The organism is Flammeovirga sp. AWQ4_249, from assembly GCF_056161045.1.
Map to the genome: position 1 here is coordinate 32,059 of NZ_JBSWYJ010000021.1, position 25,176 is coordinate 57,234.

The following is a 25,176-nucleotide window of genomic DNA, read 5'->3' on the forward strand; positions in this document are numbered from 1 at the left end:
TTACATGTTCATGTATCGAAGTGTTAACGCTTATTTTTGAATCCTAAAATTTGTGTGCCTATACTACACTCTAGGCATTTGTCTTCCTGACAATAATTAGTATAAAGTTCAATAAGACCTTGTGAATCAAGAGAAGAATTATTTTTAATAGACAATGCTTTCCAAGCTTTCGTAATCTTATTATTTTCTGGAGGTAAAGATTCTAGTAGTTCAATTGCCTTTTCTTTATATCGATTATCTCCTTTGTCCATTCCATAAGCAAATTGTAAAGGAATAATTACATTAATCAGTAAAGACTGTAATGCTGACTTACCAATATAAGGACTAATTTCTTTCTTTGATTTTTTATTAAAATGATAATGTTGATGCCAATATTCGGAAGTAGGATAACTCATAAATCGATAAAAGCTTTCCTTGGATGAAATATGTAAAAAGGCAGAGCAAAGGTGAGGAATATTGGAGAGTATCGCCGATAATTGAGCAATTCTTAAGGTAGGAAAATTAGCAGGTCTCAATCGTAGATATTTCCATTCATGAATTTGCATTTTCAATTCTGAAATATTGTATTTATGACTCAAAAAACGATATTCAGATTGTAATTTTCTTTCATAATTAGTTCCAGAAAGTTGATCTAAAAAACCAGCACTGCCAAACAGAAGAGCTTCTACTTGAATAGGTTGATAAGAGTGAAGTTTTAAAAGCCTAAAAGGAACAATTCTCGATAATCTTTGAAATGCATCATTGTTCACTTTAAAACCAAAATAAGATAATAATGTACGGTAAGTACATTCTTCCCAATCTCTATTACTTTGTTCTAATTCCTTTAAAATATGTCTTGCTTTTCTTTCTAACCTTTCCATGAAAACACGATCAAGCATTGCAATTTTATACATCCTTTCAATCTGATCTAATTGATTTTCACAAGTGATAATGGATTGATTTTTAACAAGATTAGAATAACTACTAAAGACTTTTTGATGAACATTATTTTCAAGGCTCAAAGATGAAATATAGGAGTGATCAGTTCTCTGTATAGTACAGTCATTTTTCCAGACTACATGTAAAATGACATTTTGGTAGGCAGGATCTGAAGAATGTTTATGCTTATTCCAGTCAGAGGTATTGATATGCATTTCCACTTGACCATACCAATCAATGCCATTTATTTTTATATGAGCATTTAAAAAGTCTGGGCCTGCATCATAATTTTGAATGCCAGGAGAGATGATTTCAAGTGTTTCTTGTTGGTCTGTAATAAGATTAAAATGTTGGAAGTATTGGAACTTCCAGATGAAGTACAAAAAGTTTTCTTGCATGAGAGAATCGTTAGTTTGAATCGTTTATGATACTCGAAGATAAAAAAGAAAAGCCAAGTGGCAAAACTAACCACTTGGCTTACTAGGAATTATGATAGTATTCAGCTTGTATTCGATTATGAACGATAGTTCAGAACTTTTATTTTAATCTTGCATACACAAGAACTTTTCTTTGTAATCTATGAATATCTTCTTCTTCAAGATTTGTGACGCCTTTTTCTAACGCTTCAAAATAAGTTGAAGTAGCTTTTTCTACATTTCCAACTCTTACATAATAATCTCCAAGAACTTCTAACGTCAAAGCATTTTTATCAATTGCGATGGCTCTATCAGCCCATTCTTTTGCTAACTCTAGATCACCGTTCCAGTTGATAGTTAACTGTGCGGCATTCTTTAAAGTTTTCCAATCATTCTTGTCAGCATTTTCAACCATTTTTACAAGCTTTGCACTTCCTTCGTATGCTGGTGCTTCTAAATCTGATGTGTTTGCAAATACTGAAACAAAGCTAGAGATTAATACTGTAAGAGTTAAGAAAATAGTTTTCATGATATTTAAGTTATTTTTTTAGTAATTAATTTGACACACTACTATAGATTCTATATCCGTGCCATAAAAATATAACTAACTGATTATTAGTTGCATAAACTAATATTTGTTAATAATTCACTTAAATTCACGTTCGAAAACGAACAGTATTTTAAAAGTATGAACAGATAATGTGTTCGTTTTTGAAATTCTTTGAATTCTGTAAATAAAAGGTTGTTGAAAGGGTTATTTATTTCAATAACTGCTTATTTTTGTACGAATAAATAATGAAATATGAATAAGAATATCCAAGCCCCAATAGCTCGTAAAGAGTCTAAAGTTTTAGAAAAACACGGTGACCAAAGAGTTGATCCATATTATTGGATGCGTGATCGAGAAAATCAAGAAGTAATAGATTACTTAAATGCTGAAAATAAATATATCGATGATGTAATGTCTGAACATAAGCAATTCGAAGAAAATTTGTTTGAAGAGCTTAAAGGACGTATTCAAGAAAAAGATGAATCAGTACCGTATAAGGCGAGAGATTATTATTATTATGTACGTTATGTCGAAGGAGGAGAGTACCCTATTTACTGTCGTAAAAAAGGATCTTTAGAAGCTGAAGAGGAAATTTTGATAAATGCTAATATTGAAGCAAAAGATAAATCTTATTTCAAAATTGGTGGTTTAACGATAGGTGAAGACCAAAATATGCTGGCTTACGCTGAAGATATTGTTGGACGTAGAATATATACCGTTCGTTTTAGAGATATTAAAACAGGAGAAAATCTTTCGGATATTTTAGAAGAAACTTCTGGAGATGCAGTATGGGCTGCAGATGGAAAGACTGTTTTTTATACTACACAAGATAAAGAAACTTTACGTCCTGATAAAGTGTGGAGACATATATTAGGTACTCCACAATCTGAGGATGTAATGGTATATGAAGAAAAAGATGATACTTTCTGGATTGGTGTAAGAAGAACTAAATCGAGAGCTTACTTGGCAATTGAATCAGGTTCTACATTGACAACAGAAACTAGAATTTTAAAAGCGGATGATCCATTCGGTGAATTCAAGGCATTTATACCTAGAGAGAGAGAACATGAGTACAGTGTATCTCACTTTGAAGATCATTTTTATATCGTGACAAATTGGAAAGCTAAAAACTTCCGTTTGATGAAAGTAGCCGCTAATGTTGATACTTCTGATAGAAATAATTGGGAAGAAGTGATTGCACATCGTGAAGATACGCTACTTGAAGGTTTAGATATTTTCAAAAACTTTTATGTAATCGAAGAAAGAAGAGATGGTTTGATTCATATCCGTATCATAAAATGGGAGGATGAGTCAGAACATTATCTTGATTTCGGAGAAGAAACATATAGTGCTTGGTCAGGAACGAACCCTGATTTTAATACAGATATCCTACGTTTTGGCTATAATTCTTTAACGACACCATACTCAGAGTACGATTACAATATGGTAGACCGTTCGAAGACCTTATTAAAGCAACAAAAGGTTTTAGGTAAATTTGATCCTCAAGATTACGAGGCAAAAAGATTGTATGCTACCGCAAAGGATGGAGTGAAAGTTCCAATATCAGTAGTCTATAAGAAAGGATTTGAATTAAATGGTCAAAATCCATTATACATGACAGGTTATGGTTCTTATGGAATTTCATACGATGTCGCTTTCTCACCATCAAGAATTAGTTTGATGGAAAGAGGTTTTGCTTTTGCAATTGCACATATCAGAGGAGGTGAAGACTTAGGTAGAGCATGGTATGAAGACGGTAAAATGTTGAAGAAGAAAAATACATTTACTGACTTTATTGCTTGTACAGAGTTTTTGATTCAGGAAAAATATACTTCAGCTGATAAATTTGTCATTAATGGAGGATCTGCTGGAGGACTTCTAATGGGTGCGGTAGTAAATGAAAGACCTGATTTATATAAGTTCGTAATTTCAGATGTTCCTTTTGTGGATGTAGTGACAACGATGTTGGATGAATCTATACCATTGACCACAGGCGAATATGATGAGTGGGGTAATCCTAATGAGAAAAAATATTATGACTATATGCTTTCTTATTCACCTTATGATCAAGTAGAAAAGAAAAATTATCCACATATGTTGGTCACTTCTGGTTTACATGATTCGCAAGTACAATATTGGGAACCAACAAAATGGGTGGCAAAACTTCGCCAAGAGAGCACAAGTGATAATTATATTATGTTGAAAACAAATATGGATGCTGGACATAGCGGTGCCTCAGGAAGATTTCAACGCTTTAAAGAAGTTGCATTCGAATATGCGACAATCTTTGCAATAGTTGCTCCTAATAAGATGCATGCTATTGATAGATAAAGTAGAAGAATAAACAATGGCACAAGTCTTTAGATTTAATGGAGATTTGTGCCTATTTTTTTGAATTATACTAACTATAAGTCCTCAGACATATTATAACTGACAAGTACAAGTCACGCTTTGCATAAGACTTGTTCTAGTAGAATGATGTATAGTTTTTTCTTATGTCAATATAGAAAGTTATGATTTTTATTTATAACTAAAATCACCCACCTTTGCTATGTAATCAATCGGAAACAAGGAAACTAAAATATAGATTAAGATGAATACAGTAGCATTAAACATTATCGGAATAGACGTAGAAAAAGCTTCAGATTTAGGAAATGGATTAAATACATTATTGGCTAATTTCCAGATGTATTATCAAAACCTAAGAGGTTTACATTGGAATATTCAAGGTAAAAACTTCTTTGAATTGCATGCGAAATTTGAAGAATTATACACAGGAGCAAATGATCGTGTGGATGAAATTGCAGAGAGAATTTTGACATTAGGCGTTCAACCTTTGCATACATTTTCAGATTATTTAGAAACATCAGAAATCAAACAAGGAAAAAATATCGTGACAGACATAGCATCAGTTGAATTAGTGGTAGACAACTTATCAACATTATTAAAAATCGAAAGAACTGTTATTGAGCAAGCAGGAGAAGCAGGCGATGAAGGAACAGTAGCTTTACTTTCTGAGTTGATTAGTGAGCAGGAGAAGACGATTTGGATGTTAGCTGCTTGGTTGAAATAAGACACTTTAGTATTAGTAATATATAGTAAGATTGAAGAGAATAGAGGTTATTCCTGATTGGGATAACCTCTTTGTGTTTACAAAAAAAGGCAATCTCTTTCGAAATTGCCTCTTATATTCTTTAGTCCTCGTCTTCATTTGCCTCATTTTCAAGATCAATTCGATCTTGGTAAGGATTATAATCAGGAAGAGGGTCGTAATCTTCTTCAACAAAAACTTCAGGTTCTTCTTCAACACCTTCGTTGATAGCTTCCCAAAGCATGTCTTTTAGTTCAGGAATACCTTTTTGAGCTAACGATGAAATAAATACATGAGGAACACCTTCTGGTAATGTTTCCGTGATCATTTCTTCTAACTCATCATCAAGCATATCACTTTTTGTAATAGCTAAAAGACGGTTTTTATCCAATAACTCAGGATTGTATTTTGTCAATTCATTGACTAATACTTGGTAATCGTGTGCAACATCTTCACTATCTGCAGGTACCATAAATAACAATACCGAGTTTCGTTCGATATGTCTTAAGAAACGGATACCTAAACCTTTACCTTCAGCAGCCCCTTCGATAATACCAGGAATATCTGCCATTACGAATGAAAGATTATCACGATACGAAATTACACCTAAGTTTGGTACCATTGTCGTAAATGGATAATCTGCGATTTCAGGTTTTGCCGCTGATAAAACAGAAAGTAATGTAGATTTACCTGCATTAGGGAAACCAACAAGACCTACATCTGCTAATACTTTCAATTCAAGGATAACCCAAGCTTCTTGGCATTCTTCACCAGGCTGTGCATATCTTGGTGTTTGGTTGGTAGCAGTTTTAAAGTTTCTGTTACCTAATCCACCGCGACCACCTTTCATTAAGATGATTTCTTGTCCATCTTCCGTAAGCTCACATATTTTTTCACCTGTTTCTGCATCTTTGGCAATTGTTCCCAAAGGTACATTAAGGATGATATCTTCTCCTTCAGCACCACTTTTACCAGTACCTTGGCCACTTTCTCCATTGTGACCATGAACGTGTTTACGGTATTTTAAGTGCAATAACGTCCAAAGTTGTTTGTCAGCTTTAAGGATGATGTGACCGCCTCTTCCACCATCACCACCGTCAGGACCACCTTTCGGTACGTGTTTTTCTCTACGAAAAGATACAGCGCCAGATCCACCTGAACCTGAACGAGTAAATATTTTTACGTAATCTATAAAATTTGATGAAGCCATTTTTTCTATGCTAAATATCGAATAATAAGGCTCTTAAGAGAGGGAGGTGCACAGGACAAAAATGCAGCGATGCAATACTCACTATAAAGCCAAAGTACAAAGTTAGGTAAAGAACTTAAATCCTAAGGTTATTATTAACAACTGATTGGAATAAGTAGATAAAAATCAATGATTTATTCAATAATTACCCAATTATCAAGTTCTTACCAATAAAAAAGAGGTATTGTTAGAACAATACCCCCTTCATTCTATCTCAAAAACTGAGAATTATAAGCTATCAATAGCAGAACATAAGTTACCGAAGATTTCTTCGATAGAACCTACACCACTGATTGCTTTATATTTACCCTGAGCATCGTAAAAGTTTGCTACAGGAGCAGTTTTAGAATTGTATTCTTTTACACGGTTTCGAATTAAATCTTCGTTTTGGTCATCTGTACGACCTGAAGTTTCACCACGCTTTAAGATTCTCTTTGTTAATTCTTCTTCATCAACATCTAATCCGATCATGCCAGACACAGCGATATTGTTAGAAGACATTAAGCCGTCTAATGCTTCCGCTTGAGCAACTGTACGAGGGAAACCGTCAAAAATAAATCCGTTACCTTCTTTGTTTGCTTTAATTTTAGAATCAATCATACCAATAACCACCTCATCAGGAACTAATTGACCTTGATCCATTAGTTCTTTAGCTTTGATTCCAAGTGGAGTACCTGCTTTGATTTCACCACGAAGTAAATCACCAGTTGACAAGTGAACAAGGTTATATTTTTCCTTAATCATGTCACTTTGAGTACCTTTTCCTGCACCTGGAGGGCCAAATAATACAAGATTGATCATAACTTATATTGTATGTTTATTTGTTATAAAATTTAAACCGAATAAAAGAGGATTTTATCCGAGTTGGCAAAAATACGAAAATGTATCAAAGTTTTCTAATGATAATTATCGCTATTTTTGTTAGAAATAAGTGTATATGCGGTTAAATATAGATATTTAACTCTTTTCGAAGAATGCTTAATGCTTTTGACATTCTTTTTTCGATGGCTTTCACGCTAACATCAAGACGTTCACTGATCTCATTATAAGTCAAACCATCAATTCTATTCATCAGAAAAACGGTTCTACTCTTCTCAGGTATAGCACCTATAGTTTCATTCAATGTTTTTTGAAACTCATCCAATTCCATTTTATATTCTGGATTAGTTTCTACTTCACCGTCTTTTTTGTTTTGTTTTTGTTCAAATTGTAATACCACTTTACCATGTTTAATATGATTAAGCATGATATTGTTGGCAATTGTGTACAAGTAGGTCTTAGCAGTTTCAAGGATTACTTTTTCCTTCGACTCCCAAAACTTCACAAAAGTTTCTTGTGCAATGTCCTCTGATAGGTCGATATCTCCAATCTTGTAGTAGATAAAACTTTTAATGCTTTCGTAGTATTTATCAAACAGATCTTTGAACTCTTTTTCAGAAATGTTATGTATTTGATTTTGAGTATTCAATGTTTACTTTTCAAATGATAGTTTTGTTCGCTTGTACAGAGTATTAATTTACGATAGAAAATTAATATTTCAGTTACACGCTGATAATTAATTTAAATTAGGTCCTTTTAAGTGGTAGCTAGACCCCCCTAAAATTATAAGAATCACATAAAAGGTATTAATAGTACTAGAACCTATTGTAGCCAATTTCTAATTATAGCCTTTATGAACCGTGGGCAAATCTAATCAATTATTTGTAAATATTCCTTAAGTATTCTTTTCTGATTGTTGCTTGTATAAAGCTTGATAGTGCCCTTCTATCTTAAGTAGTTCATCATGAGTACCTTGTTCTATAATTTTACCTTCATGAAGAACGATAATTTTATCTGCCAATTTTACAGAAGAAACTCTATGAGAAATAATTACGGAGGTTCTATCTTTCATCACTTCCTGTAAATTATTTAAAATCTCATTTTCAGTATTGGTATCAACGGCAGATAAACTGTCATCAAGGATTAATATTTTTGGCGTTCCTAGAATTGCTCTGGCAATGGTAGCTCTTTGTTTTTGACCTCCTGATAAGGTAATTCCACGTTCACCAACAACAGTGTCTAGTCCATTATCCATATTTTGAATATTTTCCCACAAGCCAGCATTTTTTGTAGCTCGTATGATATCCTCTTCAGTTGCACCTGCTTTCGCAAAAGCAATATTACTTCTTAAAGTATTTGAGAATAAGAATACATCTTGTGGTGCCATATTAATTTGTGACCTCACATCATGTAGATTTAAAGTCTTCAGATCTTGGTTGTCGATATAGATAGTTCCTTCAGAAGGATCGTATAATCTTGAGATCAAGTTTGCAATTGTACTTTTACCCGAACCTGTAGTACCAAGTATCGCTAATGTTTTTCCCTTTTCAATATCAAAAGAAACTTGATCTAATGCCTTAATACCAGAATCAGGATAAACCAGGGAAACTTTATCAAATTTAATCGTTCCTTCAATATCGTAAGGTTTATTTGTTGGAGAAACAATTTCGGGTTCAATACTTAAGAATTCATTGATTCTTTTTTGAGAAGCAGCAGCACGTTGAACAATACTTGTAACCCAACCTAATGAAGTTACAGGCCAAGTTAATAGTGTTACGTACATGATAAATTCGGCAATTACACCAGGGGTAATCGCACCTTTTTCAACTTCTAAACCACCAACATAAACAGTTAGAATAGTACTTAAACCAATTAAGAAAAGCATCAAAGGATAGAAAAGTGAATTTACTTTGGCTAATTCTAATTGACGCTCCTTGTACTCATTGGCGTTTTCAGAAAACTGATCTAATGATTCTTTTTCTCTTACAAATGCCTTTAAAACTCTGATTCCTGAAAATGCTTCTTGAACAAAAGTGGACATCGAAGAAAGTTGTTGCTGTATTAATTCAGACTTTTTATTGATGATATTATTGACGAAATAAATACTTATAGAAAGTAATGGAAGTGGGAAAAGTGCCCAAATAGTCAATTCTACATTGATACTTGCCATTAATGAAATAGTCAACACAAATGAAATAACCATGTTGATACTATACATTATTGCAGGCCCAAGATACATTCTCACCTTACTAACATCCTCAGAAATACGTGCCATCAAATCCCCTGTGTTGTTTTTTCTATAAAAACTCAATGGTAATTTCTGATAGTGCTCAAAGATGTCATTTTTCAAATCATACTCAATATGTCTTGACATCACAATAATAGTCTGACGAACCAAGAAAAGGAAAATACCTCTCATTAAAGCCATTCCGACAATAACACCACCGTAAAGTAAGACGACTTGGAAAAATTCATCAATATATGGAGTATAAACATCAGACCCTTTTAGTAAAGTCTGTGTTTTTAATGTTTCAACGACTAAATCTAAAGCGTATCGTACAACTTGTGCAGGAGCAATGGCAAAGATGTTGGAAATGATCATAAAGATAATCCCCATTGTTAATCTAAAGCCATAACGATAAATATATTTATTAAGATAAGCGAGTTCTTTCATTCAGCTTTCTATTGAATCTATTTCGATGATTTTCTAAAACTGTTGTTTGCACAACTAAGATAGTATACAAATGTAATTAAATGTTTGAAAGCATCCTTTTATTGTGCGTAATGTGATACAACTTTTACGATTATTACTAGTTTTCTGAACAAGTTTTAATAAATCTTTTTGAAAAATGTTATGCTTGCATACTAAATATTTATATATTTGAAATTAGAAGGAGACGATAAGCGTATTTTAGACGTAAAATATTCCTATGCATCTCACCAATAAACACACACATCACAAAAATTATTATGAACGCATGGGCGAGTTACGCAGATCTGAAAAAAAGAAAAAGTCGATAGATTTAAGTATTAAAGCAACCTGGTTAGCCATCTCTAAAATGTATAATGTTTTAGGGGCTGATTATGAAATCTCTCACTCTATTGGTTTCGTACTTTTGAATATTGATCCTGTTGAAGGAACTCCTGCCACTAAAATTGCTCCTTTGATGGGGATGGAGGCAAGAAGTTTGACAAGAATGTTGAAAAATTTCGAGGAGAAAGGATTGATTGAAAGAGTAGCGGACAAAACTGATAAACGAAAAGTCATCATCCGTCTAACAGACTATGGTCAAGTAAAAAGGGAGATGTCGAAGCAAACCGTTAAAGTATTTCAGCGAAGAGTAGAAGAGAAAATTTCTCAGGAAGACTTAATGACATTCTTCAAAGTCATGGACGGGATTAATGAAGTGATCAAAGATCCGAAAGGACAGATGTACGAAGAAATCCGAGATCAACTGAAGAGTTTTGGAATAACAGAGGAAAACGTTCCTAAGTAATTATATTAAACTAACTACTGAAAAACGTTTACACCCCATTCAAAATAAATATCAAAATAAACAACACCAATCGGTAAACCGATGAAAAACAGAACTATCAATAAAGTGGCGGTACTGGGTTCCGGCGTTATGGGATCGAGAATCGCATGTCACTTTGCCAACATTGGCGTAGAGGTTTTATTATTAGATATAGTACCTCGTGAATTATCAGAAAAAGAAGCAGCTCAAGGTCTAACTCTTGAGACGAAAGCAGTTCGTAACAGAATTGTAAATGATGCTTTAAAGACAGCGTTAAAATCTAAGCCTGCACCTATTTTCAAGAAAGGAATTGAGCGCTTAGTGTCAACTGGAAACTTTACGGATGATATGCCTAAAATCGCAGAGTGCGATTGGGTAATCGAAGTAGTAGTTGAAAACTTAGACATTAAGAAGAAGGTTTTTGAACAAGTAGAAGAATTCCGTAAGCCAGGAACATTAATTACTTCGAATACTTCTGGTATTCCAATGAAGTTTATGTGTGAAGGTAGAAGCGAAGATTTTGTGAAAAACTTCTGTGGTACTCACTTCTTCAACCCTCCACGTTACTTACGTTTATTAGAAATCATTCCTGGTCCAAGCACTGACCAAGATGTTGTTGATTTCTTAATGCATTACGGTGATGTTCATCTTGGAAAAGAAACTGTATTATGTAAAGATACTCCTGCATTTATTGCCAATCGTATTGGTGTTTATGCAATCATGTCAGGTATGCATACTATCCAAGAAATGGGCTTATCTGTAGGTGAAGTGGATAAATTGACGGGTCCTCTTATTGGTAGAGCAAAGTCAGCAACTTTCCGTACAAGTGATGTTGTAGGTTTGGATACAATGGTGAAAGTATCAAATAACCTTCATGCAGGTTTACCACAAGATGAATCAAAAGAGCGTTTTGTTTTACCAAAAATCGTTAGTGAATTAAGCGAGCGTCAATGGTATGGTGACAAAACAAAGCAAGGTTATTATAAGAAAACAAAAGATGAGAATGGTAAAAAAGTCATTCTTGAAATCAACCTTGAAACATTCGAATATCAACCAAAAACTAGAGCTAAATTCAAAGCTTTAGAGGCGGTAAAAGATATAGATAACCTAAGAGAACGTCTTCCTATTCTTCTTAATTTTGAAGATAAGGCAGGTGAATTCTATCGTAAGACATTCTTCGATGTGTTCCGTTATTGCTCTAACCGTATTCCTGAGATTGCTGATGAATTATTCAGAATTGATGAAGCGGTAGCAGCTGGTTTTGCTTGGGAATTAGGTCCATTTGAAACATGGGATATTCTTGGCGTAAAAGAAACGGTAGAAAAAATGGAAGCTGCAGGTGAGAAGCCAGCTGCTTGGGTGTATGAAATGCTTGAAGCAGGACATACTTCATTCTACAAAAACGAAGATCGTAAGCGTTTGTATTACGATATTCCTTCTAAATCATATAAAGTTGTTCCTGGTACAGAATCATTAGTAATGTTAGAAACATTGCGTGGTGAGAATGTAGTTTGGAGAAATGCGGGTGCTACCTTATTTGATATTGGAGATGGCGTACTGAACCTTGAATTCCATACAAAAATGAATGCTTTAGGTGCTGAAAACATCGAAGGTATTAATACGGCAATTTCTATTGCTGAAGAAAAAGGATGGAAAGGTTTAGTGATTGGTAATGAATCAGCAAACTTCTCGGCAGGAGCGAACTTAGCGATGCTATTTATGTTTGCTTGTGATCAGGAATATGATGAAATCAATTTAATGATAGCTCAGTTCCAAAAAACAATGATGAAAGTTCGTTATTCTTCAGTACCTGTAGTAGCAGCAACTTCTGGTTTAGCACTTGGCGGAGGTTGTGAACTTTCTATGCACTGTGATGCTATCCAAGCACATGCAGAGACTTATATGGGTCTTGTAGAAGTTGGTGTAGGTCTAATTCCTGCTGGTGGTGGAACAAAAGAAATGGCACTTCGCGTTTCAGATTCATTCCGTTCAGGAGATCCAGAATACAACCGTCTTCAAGATGCATTTATGAGTGTTGCGACAGCAAAAGTTGCAACTTCAGCAGAAGAAATGAGTGACATGGGCTTCATGAATGCTCATTCTAGAGTAACATTAAACCGCAAGCGTGTTATTGCTGATGCTAAAACTCGTGTGTTAGAAATGGCAGCTTTAGGTTATGCTCAAGCAAATCAAAGAAGAGATATTAAAGTACAAGGTCGTGGTGGTATGGCATTGTTTGAAGCAGGTGTAGCAGGTATGCAATATGCACACTGGGCTTCAGAGCACGATGCTAAGATTGCTCGTAAATTAAATTATGTGATCAATGGTGGAGATCTTTCAGCTCCAACTTTAGTTTCAGAGCAATATTTATTGGACTTAGAGCGTGAAGCGTTCTTGAGTTTATCAGGTGAGAAGAAAACGTTGGAGCGTATCCAAAGTATTTTATTCAAAGGTAAACCACTTAGAAACTAATCTTTAACAACGATCATTAATAATTAAAACAATGGAAGCTTACATAGTAGCAGGATATAGAACAGCAATTGGCAAGGCGAAAAAAGGTGGATTTCGATTCACACGTCCTGACGATTTAGCAGCAGATGTCATCCAACATCTCGTTCAAAGTGTACCCGCTTTGGACCCAACACGAATTGATGACCTAATTGTAGGTTGTGCAATTCCAGAAGCAGAACAAGGTATGCAGATGGCAAGAATGATTTCATTATTGGCTTTTGCTCCAGATAATTTAAAAGTACCAGGAGTTACAGTAAACAGATATTGCGGTTCTGGTGTAGAAACAATCTCTATGGCAACGGCAAAAATCCGTGCAGGTATGGCAGATTGTATCATTGCAGGTGGTACCGAATCAATGTCTATGGTTCCAATGATGGGTTACAAGACTGGTTTGAACTACAAAATTGCAACTGAGACTCCTCAATATTACTTGAATATGGGTCTTACGGCAGAGGAAGTGGCAAAAGATTACGGTATTGATCGTGATGAAGCAGATGAATTTGCAGTTAAATCACATGAAAAAGCTTTAGCAGCAATTGCTGAAGGTAAATTTAAGGATGAGATTGTTCCGATCACTGTAAAAGAGACTTACTTAGACGGTGACCGTAAGAAAACAAGAGAATTCGTTGTAGATACAGACGAAGGACCTCGTAAGTCAGATGCTGCCGGTTTAGGTAGATTAAAACCTGCTTTCAAGCAAGGTGGACAAGTGACAGCAGGTAACTCATCACAAACTTCAGACGGAGCAGCATTTGTAATGGTAATGTCTGAGCGTATGGTGAAAGAATTAAAATTAGAGCCTATCGCAAGAATGGTATCTTATGCTTCGGCAGGGGTTGATCCTCGTATCATGGGTATTGGTCCAGTAGATGCTATTCCAAGAGCAGTAGCTCAAGCAGGTCTTAAATTATCAGATATTGAGCAAGTAGAATTAAATGAAGCTTTTGCAGCACAATCATTAGCTGTTTTGAAAAACATTGATATTGACCCAGGTATTGTAAATGTAAACGGTGGAGCAATTGCATTAGGTCACCCTCTAGGATGTACAGGTGCAAAGCTTTCAGTTCAGCTTTTCAATGAAATGAGAAGACGTAATCAGAAATACGGAATGGTTACAGCTTGTGTCGGTGGAGGCCAAGGTGTAGCAGGTATTTATGAATTATTAAAATAGTCTTTTAAAAGATAAATGTCATCAGGTAAAGCGACTCTTCGGGGTCGCTTTTTTTTGCTTTTAAGTTACCTAATCTTAGAAGAAGCAATTTTTTATAAAAAGAATTGATTGATTTGTAGTACGAAATCTTAATCCAATTTCAAAAATGCTTTTATATTGTGAATTGCTCCTTAAATTTGTTGTATGAACTTGATGAAATTAATCAAAAGGGGATTGCTGTCATTGGTACCCTTGTCTATATTTTTTGTAATCCCATCATGTAGAGATTGTGATGCCTATTCTAATCCATCTTCTTTTGCAGTGGGAGCTTTTTATGATAAAAATAATCCATCATCAGCAATCGATGTTGATTTTGAGTCTGTAGTTGGGGTTGGTAGTGATGTTGAAATCACAAAAATGGCGAACAATAAGTATTTATTACCATTAAAAGTTACGTCAAGAGAAACTGGTTTTTCTTTTATTACAAATGGTACAGTCGATACAACTTACATTAGTTATGAGAGTTCTGTGGAAGTAAATGGACCTGATTGTGGTGCATATGAACAATTGACAGGATTAAAAGTATCTCCTAATGCAGGAGGACCTGGAATGACAAGTTACAAAGGAGGAGAATTATCATTATTCGATTCAGTAGTCGTAACAAGTAGTACAATTACAGCTGATACAATTACAGAAAATGTACGTTTTGTGATCGATGTGTGTGACGCAACAGAAAAGACAGCAAGTAGAAATTTGATCTGTACATACTATGATTATGAAGATGGTATTCAACAAGAATATTCATTTGATTCAATTTATATAAAAGGAAAAGAAATTACTCCAATTTATACTTCTTCAGATAGATTCAGTACAATTTATTTACCATTAAATGGAACATCGAGTACTACCTTTGTATTTGTTAGAGATAGTGCAAATACTACGATTACTCAAGAAATGAAAGTAGTATTTAATACGAATACAACCATAAGTGATGATGAAACAGGATGTATCTTTTTTGATGGTGTAGGAAATATTTTATTAGATACAGGAGGAGTACAATTACCTGAAATTGAATATCCAAATGGCCCTAACATAAGGCGAATGGAAATTGATCGAACTACTATTAATACTAACCCAAATTGGCCAAATGTTAAACTCTATATCTAAAATATTTGCATTATGTCTATTCATTTTGGGTATTTCTCTTGAAACTCTGGCTCAGGATGATCAACTCAAAACAGGACAAGAAACTGCGACTGGATTATCAGAAGATTCGGTAGAGGTAGAAAAACCTTGGCCATTAAACAAAAAGGGTGAACCAAAAGGCTCAGAGTTTTTTGTGATTTCAGCTATTCGTCTCGGTGCAGATATGAGACCATTGATGCAATCAGCATTTATTGATGGAATGAATGCCTATACACTTTATGGAGATATTATGATTCGTAATGCTTATTATATTACGGCTGAATATGGGCAAATGGATAGAACTCGAGAAAATCCTGAATCTAATTATTTTAAATACAGAAGTAACGGTTCTTTTTATCGAGTAGGTGTGGAATACAACGTGATGAAAAGATCATCAGAGACAAGTGGCCTTTCTTTCGGTTTTAAATATGCGAATTCTACCTTTGATCAATCTGCAGACTACTATAGTACAGGTAATGGTTACTGGGAAGAAGGTGCTACATTAAAACATCTTACAGAGAAGAATGTAAATGTGGACTGGTTTGAGGTGACGGTAGCGATTAAGGTATTGTTGGTAAAAAATTTTATTGCTGATTTTGGTTTTGCTTATACAATAAAAAAGGATTTTCCACCTACAGCTATTACTAAAAATGATATTCCAGGCTGGTATTTTAATAAAGATGATCGTTCAAGATTAAACTTTCAGTTTAGATTACTTTATAGGATTCCATTAATGAGAATGTATACTCTATCAAGACCACCTAAAAAGTTCTAGTTTATTTCTTAATCTATTCCAAATATTTAGTATCTTATTTAGATAAATAAAACTCTCTATTTTTCTTATCTAATTACTAAATATGAAAAACTTATTTTATACACTATTCATTTATATGATCAGTGTATCTATTATTAACGCTCAAGATAGTGTTAGTAGCGAGCAACCTACTAAAACCGATACAGACCAAGACCCAAGAGATTTAGATTTTAATCATAATGAAGGAAGAGGGCAATGGTATACCTCATTAACTCTTCAACTGTCGACAAGTTCTGCAGAAAATGAAGATCAATTTATTAGAGAATTACACAGTCAAGATAATGGTTCATTCCAAGTTGGAGTTCAAGGAGGATATTTTATTAAAGACTTTTTTATGGTCGGACTTGAGTTTCAGTACAAAAGCTCTAATAAAGATGAACTTTATACTGCTAATGACGAAACAACACATTTAAGGGAGATATCACATGGGTATTTCTTTGCACCTTATTTGAGAAATTATATTCCTTTGAGTGCTAATAGACGATTTAGTTTATTTAATCAAACAGCTCTACAAGTTGGAGCAACGAGAACTTTGACTCAAAATGAAACAAATGGTAGTACAAGTAAAGTTTTGACGGATAAGGTACTTTTAGGTATTGGAATCCAGCCAGGATTAGCCGCTTTTATTGCGGACGGTTTTGCTTTTGAAGCCTCTGTAGGTTTACTAGGATTAGAGATGGATCATAAGACTTCGACAACTGATTATGTAGAAGAGTCTACAAAAACTGACTTTAATTTAAATTTTAGAATTAACCTATTGCAAATCAAATTAGCAGTTGCTTACTATTTCTAATTAAATGGCTCATGAAAAATATTAAACTATTACTTATTAGCATTTTACCAATTGTATTTACCTCATGTGTAGATTGGGATTATTTTGGGTTATCAAATCAAAGTGAAATTCAAGGTTTTGAATTAGAAATGCAATCCGGAACAACCGTTATTGATTCTGTGAATAGAATAATTGTCGTTCCAGTTAATGAGAGAGCAGATAGATCAAATTTATCCCCAACTTCAATTACAACTTCTAGTTTGTCGACCGTAAATCCAGGAGTTGGAGAACCTCAAGATTTTAGAGATACAGTTTTATATACTGTAACTGCAGAAAATGGTGATTCTTCAGTATGGAAAGTACATGCAGATCTTCAAGCAGACGTGATACCAAATTCGAGTTTTGATGAATGGTATCAAGTGAATAGTTATTTTCAACCGTCACCTGGAGACGCAACAAATGGTTCTCAATATTGGGATACTCCAAATAAGGCGGCAACTATTGTCAGCTCTGCAACATTTTTAGTTTCTCCAGACTCAACGGATGATCGTGGAGTTTATGCAAAGATGGAAACAAAAATGGTTGGGTTAGGAGCACTTAAATTATTATCGGCAGGAAGTATTTTTTCAGGAAAATTTACGGATGATTTTCCTGATGCAAATCACCCTAGAAGTAATATTAATTTTGGTAGACCTTTTGGAAGTAAACCTTCTAGTTTTACAGTAGATTATACTTATGTTCCAGGAACAGATTATAGAGAAGGAGATGTGGAAGGTCCTGGCTATGATATTACAGATATTTATGTGGTTCTTCAAGTAAGGCAGGATGATGGAACAAGACAAAGGTTAGGAACTGCATGGTTTAGAAGTGGAGATGAAGTGGCGGATTGGACTTCTTTGGAAATGGATTTTATTTACGGAGAAATACCTGCAGAAACATTAGCCGAAAAACCATATATGGGATTAAATACCTGGCCTGGTGAAGAAGAGGATAGTTGGGCAGATCCATCAGAGTTTCCAACTCATATAATCATTGTCTTCTCATCAAGTGCTCTAGGAGATTCATTTACTGGAGCTGTAGGCAGTGTTTTAACTATTGATAATTTTGATTTACAATATGACAATTAAAAAAAAGAGGATGTTTGATTGATTTTCAAACATCCTCTTTTTTTTATTCCATCTCTTTAGGGTCCAATCGAATATTATATTTCATCGAAGTAACAGTTCTAAATTTAGATAAGTCTGGAATTTGATAATTCTTTTCCAGGAATCCCTTTTCCTCAACAAAGAAATAGTATTTTTTATCCTTTACGATTTCCATACTATAATTACCTTCAGCATCAGATTTTACATAAATATTTTCGTTTTCATTTGGTGAAATAAATACTAACTCAATATTTTTTAAGACTTCACCTGTATTCTTATTTGTTACTTGCCCATATAATTTAACTTTTTGTGCAAGTGGAGCTATTTCCAATGTTTCATCAATAGTATGTCGTCCAAATACACCAACTGTGGAGATTTGAGTAGGTTTCATCCTCTTATACCCAAAAGCTGAAGGAAAGATTTCATAGTTTGATTCATTAGAAATATCAAATTCATAATTTCCATTATCATCAGTCCTTTTTGTGATAAGAGCATTAGTTTCTAGATTTTTTAAACTGACTAAAATTCTAGGCAATGCAACTTTTGAATCTTCCGAAACTACTTTTCCCTTTAGTTTCATAGCTTCAATAGTAAAGAGGTTTTCATGCTCATCTGTCAACATCCTTGACAAATTGATTTCATTGACATTTAATTGATAAATATCATTTCCACCTTTCCCTCCTAAACGGTTTGAAGTGAAATAGCCAATTCTTTTTACAGGATTTAAGATTAAACCAAAATCATCATATTGTGAATTTACAGGTGCTCCTAAATTAGCAATGGCAAAAATCTTCCCGTCTTTTATGTAACTTTCGTATAAATCAAGACCTCCCATTCCTTCATGTCCATCTGAAGCAAAATATAACGAACCATCTGGATGAATGTATGGAGAAACTTCATCTCCAGGAGTATTGACAATTTCTCCAAGGTTAATAGGATAAGTCCATTGATCATTTAAGCGGTAGCTTACATAAATGTCTGTTCCACCAAATCCTCCTTCCATGTCAGAGACAAAATACATTGTATTTCCATCTTGACTTAATGTTGGTTCCGATATAGAATAATGTTCATTATTAAATGGTAATTCCTGAATATTAGTCCAAATATTTTCTCCCAGAATATCAATCATAAAAAGTTTATGTTGAGCAATTTCTTGATTTGGAGCATCAGCATGATAAAGAGTCGCAACGATATGTTCATCATCAATTTGTACTGCAGAATGATGATGATAATGATTGAAACTAGAACTATCTATTGCAATCGGTCGGGTCTGCTCATTACGATATAAGTCATGCAACGGAGCAAAGTAGAAATTGTAATAAGATTTTCTGTAATGTTTATTGAAATGTTTTCTATCGTTTCTATCCGTAGAATAAATTAAACCATCTTTATAAAACTGAGGAGATTTTTCAGAACCTTCAGTATTGATTGCTAAATTTTGAATGTTATATCGATCTTGATATTTCGTGAATTTTGAACCTCCACGAGTATTACTTTCTACCTTTTTAGCATGTAATGTTGGTTTGAAGTGTTCATGATTTTTGTGTAACCAAGAAAGATCTTTTGGTGGTTTATTTTTTGAAAGAATGTATTTTACTCTAATAGAAAAATTTGAGTAACCATCTCGTTTATCATTACTACCTCTTTTGTCCCCTGCACTAAACTTCATAGCAGGAACTTGTCTTGGATCTCCTGTTAGAATAGCAGTACTTTCGATAGATCTATCCGCCATCGCTGCAGCAAAAGTATTTTCGCCAAAATGAGCATCTCCTACATAACTACGACTAACATCATCTAAATAATCCGTAAAAGTAAATCGAGTTACCCATTCGAGACCAATATCTATTCTATCTGTTACTTTAATATTTACCCCTAAGCCAAACGGAATTGCTAACCCTAACTTATTATAGTAATCTCTATATAGTTCACTGCCTTGTCCTTCTGTACCCAAAGGAGAGAGATCTACCCAAGTATCACCATATTGTGCTGTTGTTTTTCCCATAGGATTATGAACAAATCCAGTAATACCAGTGAGAATATAAGGAGAGAATCTTTTTCTTTCAGAAAAATGACCATAATGAGGAAAAATATCAATTTGGGCTAAAGCTGATAATTGGTAAACATCATTTCTAAAGTGTAGATTTCTATTGTATTCAAAACTACCAACTTCTGCTGTTTGAGCGTCATCTCCCCATAAACGAGACCATCCCCATTCAGCTCTAAATAAAAAGCGATGTGCAAATCTTTTTTCATATGCAAAACCTAAACTCGCTCCTGATAATGAAGGATCAATACTAAAAGGAGAAGCCTTTGATGTTAAGTCTCCAAAATAGTTACTAGTACCTCCATAGATTGCTATACTCCAATGTTTATCAGTAGTGGGTGCATAATCATGGATATCTTTTTTTTGTTGTGCTAAACCGTGTTGGTGGATAAAAAAGTAACACATCAACATGAATAGAAAGTTTAGCTTATGATTAAAACTTTTGGGATACATAAGTTTAAAGTAGAGTTTGATAGTTAAAAAATGAAGAGTGTTTATTGAAAAAATTACTGCATCATATCTGAAGTAAAGAAATTAATTTCTCTTTTATTAATTTCTTGTGCTTTTTTTATCATAAAGTAGGCGACTTTTTTTCCTTCTATGCCTTTGTATTTTTTAGGTATCATAAAAGAAAAAAGAGAATTGAGTACTTTTCCAAAATCTTCTCCAGCTCTATTTTCATTTCTTTCTCCTAGTAATAACGACGGTTGAAAGATGTTTAGTGTAGAAAACTTACATTTTGAAAGCTCTTTCTCCATCATTCCTTTTACTTGATTATAGTAAAAAGGTGATTTTGCATTGGCACCCATTGCAGAAACGACTTGGAAGGTTTGAGCTCCTTCTTTTTTTGCTAGATTGGCAAACTCAATGACATAAGTATAATCTACTTTGTAGAAAGCTTCTTTGCTACCCGCTTTTTTCATTGTAGTCCCTAAACAACAAAAAGCATCATCTATATTTTGCTGTAAGGATAAAGTAGATAATGTATCAAAATCTATAATCATTTCAACATATTTTTCATGTTGAATACCGGAGGACTTCCTATTCAAAGAAATGACTTTATGATATTGATCATTTTGAAGTAATGCTTGTAGTAAATGATTACCAATCAGACCTGTACTTCCAACTATTAATGCCGTTTTTGTATTCATAATGATGATGTTAACGCTTCAAAAATAATAAAGACTTTGAAATAAATGTTATTATCTGATAAATAAGTAGGGAGGTTTATGAAAGCAATGATTACATTTGTTGCTCAAACAAATACGAATAACATTTTTAGCTCGAAGAGCATATGAATATATACAAACGACTTTTAACATTCAGAGGTGACCTTGCTTCTTTTCTAGTTCCCTACTTTTTTGTGTCATTATTCATGAGTGTGTTTAGTTTACTAAATTTCACGTTCATGATTCCTCTATTAGATATTTTATTTAATAGTGAAAAATCATTCGAAATTCCAGAAAAGCTTTTAACCTTAAATGAATTCGATTTCACTGGAGCATTTATAAAAGATTATGCATATCAAGAATTTGGTTTATTAATTCTAGCAAAAGGAAAATTAAGTGCCTTGATGTTGATTTGTATATTCACTTTCTTGGCTTCATTGTTTACAAATACATTTCGATACATCGAGAGAAGATTAGCCGAAAATTATAAAAGAACAACTATCGCAAAGCTACGTACTAGTATTTTTGATAGAGTTTTAAGTTTAGATATTGGTTATTTAACTAATTCTAAAAAAAGTGATATCATAGCTCGATCAACAACTGATATTACTGAATCTGAAAAAGCTTTTGGTTCTTTAGTAACATTTATCAAAGACCCAATTATGTTGGTGATATTCTTTAGTACACTTATTTACTTATCACCGAAAATGACCATGTTTGTATTCCTGATTTTACCTGTTTCAGGTATATCAATTGGTCTTATTGCAAAAAAATTAAAGCAAGTTTCTCATAATTTACAAGATATCTCAGCAGATCTCTTAGGTGTACTAGATGAGACGATTGTTGGTATGAGAGTCGTTAAAGGCTTCAATGCTGATAAATATGTAAAGTCTTCTTATGAGAAGAATAATCAAGGTTATGTTAAAGCATTCAAAGAATTCGCTTCAAAAAGAGAATTAGCTTCTCCTTTGTCTGAAGTTATGGGGGTTTTCTTTGTTGGTGTTCTTTTATACTTAGGTGGTACTATTGTATTATCTGCTGATGCATCCCTTACTGCTGCAGAATTTATGGCTTACTTGGTTTTGTTTACGCAGGTATTAAACCCTGTAAAAGCGATTTCAGGAAACTTAAGTTCAATTCAAAGAGGTATGGCAGCAACAGAGCGTATTTTTGATTTGTTAGATACAGAACCTACTATCAAAAATGCAGCTGATGCAAAAGAATTGAAAGACTTCAAAGAAGGAGTAGAATTTAAAAATGTTCGTTTTGGATATGAAGATAAAGATGTTTTAAAAGGCATTAATTTCGAATTGAAAAAAGGACAAATGGTTGCTTTGGTAGGTCCTTCTGGTGGAGGTAAATCTACTTTAGCTGATTTAATTCCTAGATTCTATGATCCAAGAGAAGGAAGTGTAGATATTGATGGACATAATATTAAAGATTATACATTAAATTCTTTACGCTCTCATATGGGGATTGTAACACAAGAATCTATCCTGTTTAATGATACAATCTTTAATAACATTGCATTCGGTACTGAAGCTACAGAAGAACAAGTAATTGAAGCTGCAAAAATTGCGAATGCTCACGAGTTTATTGTGAAAACGGAAGAAGGTTATCAATCTATTATTGGTGATCGCGGATCAAAACTTTCTGGAGGACAAAAACAAAGATTAAGTATTGCGAGAGCGATCTTAAAAAATCCAGAAATTCTTATCTTAGATGAGGCAACTTCAGCTTTGGATACAGAATCAGAAAAATTAGTACAGAATGCCATTCAACATTTAATGAAAGGTAGAACTGTACTTGTCATTGCACATAGATTGTCAACTATTCAAGAAGCAGATAAAATTTTGGTTGTGAAAGAAGGGGAGATTGTGGAAGAAGGTAATCATGCTTCATTGATGAACATTGAGAATGGAGTTTACAAAAAACTTCAAGAGCTTCAAGAATACACTAAATAACGTATATGATAAATATTACACATATTTCAGCTGTAATGATTTTGAAAAATGCTGAGAAATCATTGAAAGCAACATTGAAATCTTTACAATCATTTCAAGAGGTAATCATCTTAGATAATGGTTCTACAGATTCTTCATTGTCAATTGCTGAACAGTTTGATAATGTGAAAGTTTTTCATTCACCGTTTACTGGTTTTGGTCCCCTAAAAAATTTAGCAGCTTCTTATGCCAAGAATGATTGGGTTTTTTCTATTGATTCAGATGAAATTATTTCTTCAAAACTACTAAAATCTATAGCTAATTATGACCTATCAAATAAGAATTCAGTAGGAATAATTCATAGAGTAAATGAGTATTTAGGTAAGAAAATTACTACTACAGATTGGGGGAATGAATTTGTTTATAGGATCTATAATAAAAACATCACAAACTTTACTGATGTACAAGTTCATGAGACGATAATTGTTAAAAACTTAAAGAAAATCAAATTAAAAGGTGAACTTTATCACGAATCTTACACATCTATTTCTGAAATAATAGAAAAGATGCAATTTTATACAACGTTAAATGTTGAACAAAATATCAATAACAAACGTGTGGTTCCTCCTTTCATGATTTTTCTAAAGACTGTCTTTGCTTTCTTCAGAAGTTATATTTTAAAAAGGGGCTTTCTTTCAGGTTGGAGAGGTTTTCTTATTTCAGCCTATGTATCTATCACAGTATTTTTTAAGTATTTTAAAATGTTCGAACATGCAAAAGTTACCAAGATGAAGAATCTTCATCAAGGTAAATATAGAGATACTATTGCATTTGCTAACCTTTCAAAAACATGGGGAGGAGGTGAAGAATGGTTTTATTCATCTGGCAAAGTTTTTTTTAATAGAGGTCATAATATTTTATTTATTGTTACTAAAGGAAGTAAATTAGAAGAAAAGATTAAACAAGATAATTTACCTTATATAAGCATTCATTTACCTATACTACCTATTCCAATTTTAATTATGAATAAAGTGGAATTAAAAGATAGGTTAAAAACAGTATCATCCATCATTCTTAATTCAACATTAGAATTAAAATTAGTTGCACCTATAGCGAGGAATAAAGGTGTTTCTAATATCATCTTTAGAAGAGGTATTCCGATTTCACCAACATTTAATTTTTGGAATAAATTTTTATTTAAAAAATATGTTGATAAAATAGTATCAAACTCACTTGTTACAGACTCTGCTATGAAAAATTTCAAGCAGTATAGTAATGTAGACAACAGTATTCTACACAATGTAGTCAAATATCAATCTTTACCCTCACCTAAGAAAACTCCTACAGCTATAATAGTTAGTCGATTAGCGAAAGAAAAAGGTGTTGATTTAGCTATTAAAGCATGGGAAAAAGTAATAAAAAAGGTTCCAGATGGTAAATTATTAATTGTAGGTGACGGAATCGAAAGAATAAATTTAGAATCTCAAGTTAAGAGTTTGAAACTTGATAATTCTATTGAGTTTCTTGGGTTCCAAAAAAATGTTAGGTTTTTCATCCAACAAGCAAAAGTCCTTGTATTACCATCTCGGTGGGAAGGTTTTGGATTTGTGCTTTTAGAAGCTATGAGTTGTAACTTACCATGTATTGCTTTTGATAAAACATCTGCTCTTGAAATTATTGAAAATGATAAATCAGGATATATTGTCGACTATTTAGATATTGATGCAATGGCAAATGCTATTACTGATGTATTAGTTGATGATGAAAAAGCTAACAAAATGGGACAAAGAGGTAATCAAATCCTCTTTGAAAAGTTTAATCAAGATGATTTGTATTCTAGGTTAAAAGAAATACTACAATTAAATTAAAATTGCTTGTATTCGTT

Annotated in this window: 19 protein-coding genes; 11 read left to right on the forward strand and 8 right to left on the reverse strand. The window is 33.4% G+C overall.

Going from position 1 to position 25,176, the window contains the following annotated elements:
- Positions 1–23 precede the first annotated feature (23 nt).
- Together ACXAHM_RS15715 and ACXAHM_RS15720 are read right to left on the reverse strand one after the other, a co-directional pair.
- Entirely contained in the window at positions 24–1,316 is a 1,293-nt protein-coding gene (locus tag ACXAHM_RS15715) for a DUF2851 family protein (RefSeq protein ID WP_474961497.1), read from the reverse strand.
- Between the two features lie 139 nt (positions 1,317–1,455).
- Positions 1,456–1,863, reverse strand: coding sequence for a hypothetical protein (locus tag ACXAHM_RS15720; RefSeq protein WP_474961499.1), 408 nt, complete (start codon positions 1,861–1,863; stop codon positions 1,456–1,458).
- A gap of 273 nt (positions 1,864–2,136) precedes the next feature.
- Here ACXAHM_RS15720 and ACXAHM_RS15725 point away from each other — a divergent pair, with 273 nt between their 5' ends.
- Positions 2,137–4,215 carry a S9 family peptidase gene (locus ACXAHM_RS15725; RefSeq protein WP_474961502.1) on the forward strand — a complete coding sequence of 693 codons (2,079 nt, stop codon included), beginning with the start codon at positions 2,137–2,139 and terminating at the stop codon, positions 4,213–4,215.
- Positions 4,216–4,477: 262 nt separating this feature from the next.
- Positions 4,478–4,957, forward strand: a complete 480-nt coding sequence (locus ACXAHM_RS15730; protein WP_474961506.1) for a Dps family protein — start codon at positions 4,478–4,480, stop codon at positions 4,955–4,957.
- A 121-nt stretch (positions 4,958–5,078) separates the two neighbouring features.
- Here ACXAHM_RS15730 and obgE read toward each other — a convergent pair whose 3' ends face one another.
- From obgE to ACXAHM_RS15750, 4 genes are all read right to left on the reverse strand, one after another.
- On the reverse strand, positions 5,079–6,185 hold the full coding sequence (obgE, locus tag ACXAHM_RS15735) for a GTPase ObgE (protein ID WP_474961509.1): 1,107 nt from the start codon (positions 6,183–6,185) through the stop codon (positions 5,079–5,081).
- Between the two features lie 267 nt (positions 6,186–6,452).
- The gene (locus ACXAHM_RS15740; RefSeq protein ID WP_474961512.1) at positions 6,453–7,025 is read right to left on the reverse strand and encodes an adenylate kinase; all 573 of its coding nucleotides are present in this window, start codon (positions 7,023–7,025) and stop codon (positions 6,453–6,455) included.
- Positions 7,026–7,167: 142 nt separating this feature from the next.
- The gene (locus tag ACXAHM_RS15745) at positions 7,168–7,692 is read right to left on the reverse strand and encodes an RNA polymerase sigma factor (protein ID WP_474961514.1); all 525 of its coding nucleotides are present in this window, start codon (positions 7,690–7,692) and stop codon (positions 7,168–7,170) included.
- Positions 7,693–7,938: 246 nt separating this feature from the next.
- Positions 7,939–9,717, reverse strand: coding sequence for an ABC transporter ATP-binding protein (locus tag ACXAHM_RS15750; protein ID WP_474961517.1), 1,779 nt, complete (start codon positions 9,715–9,717; stop codon positions 7,939–7,941).
- Between the two features lie 304 nt (positions 9,718–10,021).
- Here ACXAHM_RS15750 and ACXAHM_RS15755 point away from each other — a divergent pair, with 304 nt between their 5' ends.
- The 7 genes from ACXAHM_RS15755 to ACXAHM_RS15785 all read left to right on the forward strand — a co-directional run bounded on the left by ACXAHM_RS15755 (position 10,022) and on the right by ACXAHM_RS15785 (position 18,117).
- The gene (locus ACXAHM_RS15755) at positions 10,022–10,540 is read left to right on the forward strand and encodes a MarR family winged helix-turn-helix transcriptional regulator (RefSeq protein ID WP_474961520.1); all 519 of its coding nucleotides are present in this window, start codon (positions 10,022–10,024) and stop codon (positions 10,538–10,540) included.
- Positions 10,541–10,621: 81 nt separating this feature from the next.
- Entirely contained in the window at positions 10,622–13,030 is a 2,409-nt protein-coding gene (locus tag ACXAHM_RS15760; RefSeq protein WP_474961524.1) for a 3-hydroxyacyl-CoA dehydrogenase/enoyl-CoA hydratase family protein, read from the forward strand.
- A gap of 31 nt (positions 13,031–13,061) precedes the next feature.
- The gene (locus tag ACXAHM_RS15765) at positions 13,062–14,240 is read left to right on the forward strand and encodes an acetyl-CoA C-acyltransferase (protein ID WP_474961528.1); all 1,179 of its coding nucleotides are present in this window, start codon (positions 13,062–13,064) and stop codon (positions 14,238–14,240) included.
- Between the two features lie 192 nt (positions 14,241–14,432).
- Positions 14,433–15,386 carry a hypothetical protein gene (locus ACXAHM_RS15770; RefSeq protein ID WP_474961531.1) on the forward strand — a complete coding sequence of 318 codons (954 nt, stop codon included), beginning with the start codon at positions 14,433–14,435 and terminating at the stop codon, positions 15,384–15,386.
- Positions 15,367–16,179 carry a DUF6048 family protein gene (locus tag ACXAHM_RS15775; protein ID WP_474961533.1) on the forward strand — a complete coding sequence of 271 codons (813 nt, stop codon included), beginning with the start codon at positions 15,367–15,369 and terminating at the stop codon, positions 16,177–16,179. The genes ACXAHM_RS15770 and ACXAHM_RS15775 overlap by 20 nt, the downstream gene beginning before the upstream one ends.
- Before the next feature lie 82 nt (positions 16,180–16,261).
- Complete coding sequence (locus tag ACXAHM_RS15780; protein ID WP_474961535.1) at positions 16,262–17,011, forward strand: outer membrane beta-barrel protein; 750 nt, start codon at positions 16,262–16,264, stop codon at positions 17,009–17,011.
- Between the two features lie 11 nt (positions 17,012–17,022).
- A complete protein-coding gene (locus ACXAHM_RS15785; RefSeq protein ID WP_474961538.1) occupies positions 17,023–18,117 on the forward strand; it encodes a PCMD domain-containing protein in 1,095 nt (364 codons plus the stop codon).
- A 43-nt stretch (positions 18,118–18,160) separates the two neighbouring features.
- Here the strand turns inward: ACXAHM_RS15785 and ACXAHM_RS15790 are convergent, their stop codons facing one another.
- Positions 18,161–20,584: a DUF6089 family protein gene (locus tag ACXAHM_RS15790; protein ID WP_474961541.1), complete on the reverse strand. Its 2,424-nt coding sequence runs from the start codon at positions 20,582–20,584 to the stop codon at positions 18,161–18,163.
- Positions 20,585–20,685: 101 nt separating this feature from the next.
- A complete protein-coding gene (locus ACXAHM_RS15795; RefSeq protein ID WP_474961543.1) occupies positions 20,686–21,330 on the reverse strand; it encodes an NAD(P)H-binding protein in 645 nt (214 codons plus the stop codon).
- Positions 21,331–21,473: 143 nt separating this feature from the next.
- Between ACXAHM_RS15795 and ACXAHM_RS15800 the strand changes: the two genes are divergently transcribed.
- Positions 21,474–23,312, forward strand: coding sequence for an ABC transporter ATP-binding protein (locus tag ACXAHM_RS15800; protein ID WP_474961547.1), 1,839 nt, complete (start codon positions 21,474–21,476; stop codon positions 23,310–23,312).
- A gap of 5 nt (positions 23,313–23,317) precedes the next feature.
- The gene (locus ACXAHM_RS15805) at positions 23,318–25,159 is read left to right on the forward strand and encodes a glycosyltransferase (protein WP_474961550.1); all 1,842 of its coding nucleotides are present in this window, start codon (positions 23,318–23,320) and stop codon (positions 25,157–25,159) included.
- The last annotated feature ends 17 nt before the right edge of the window (positions 25,160–25,176 follow it).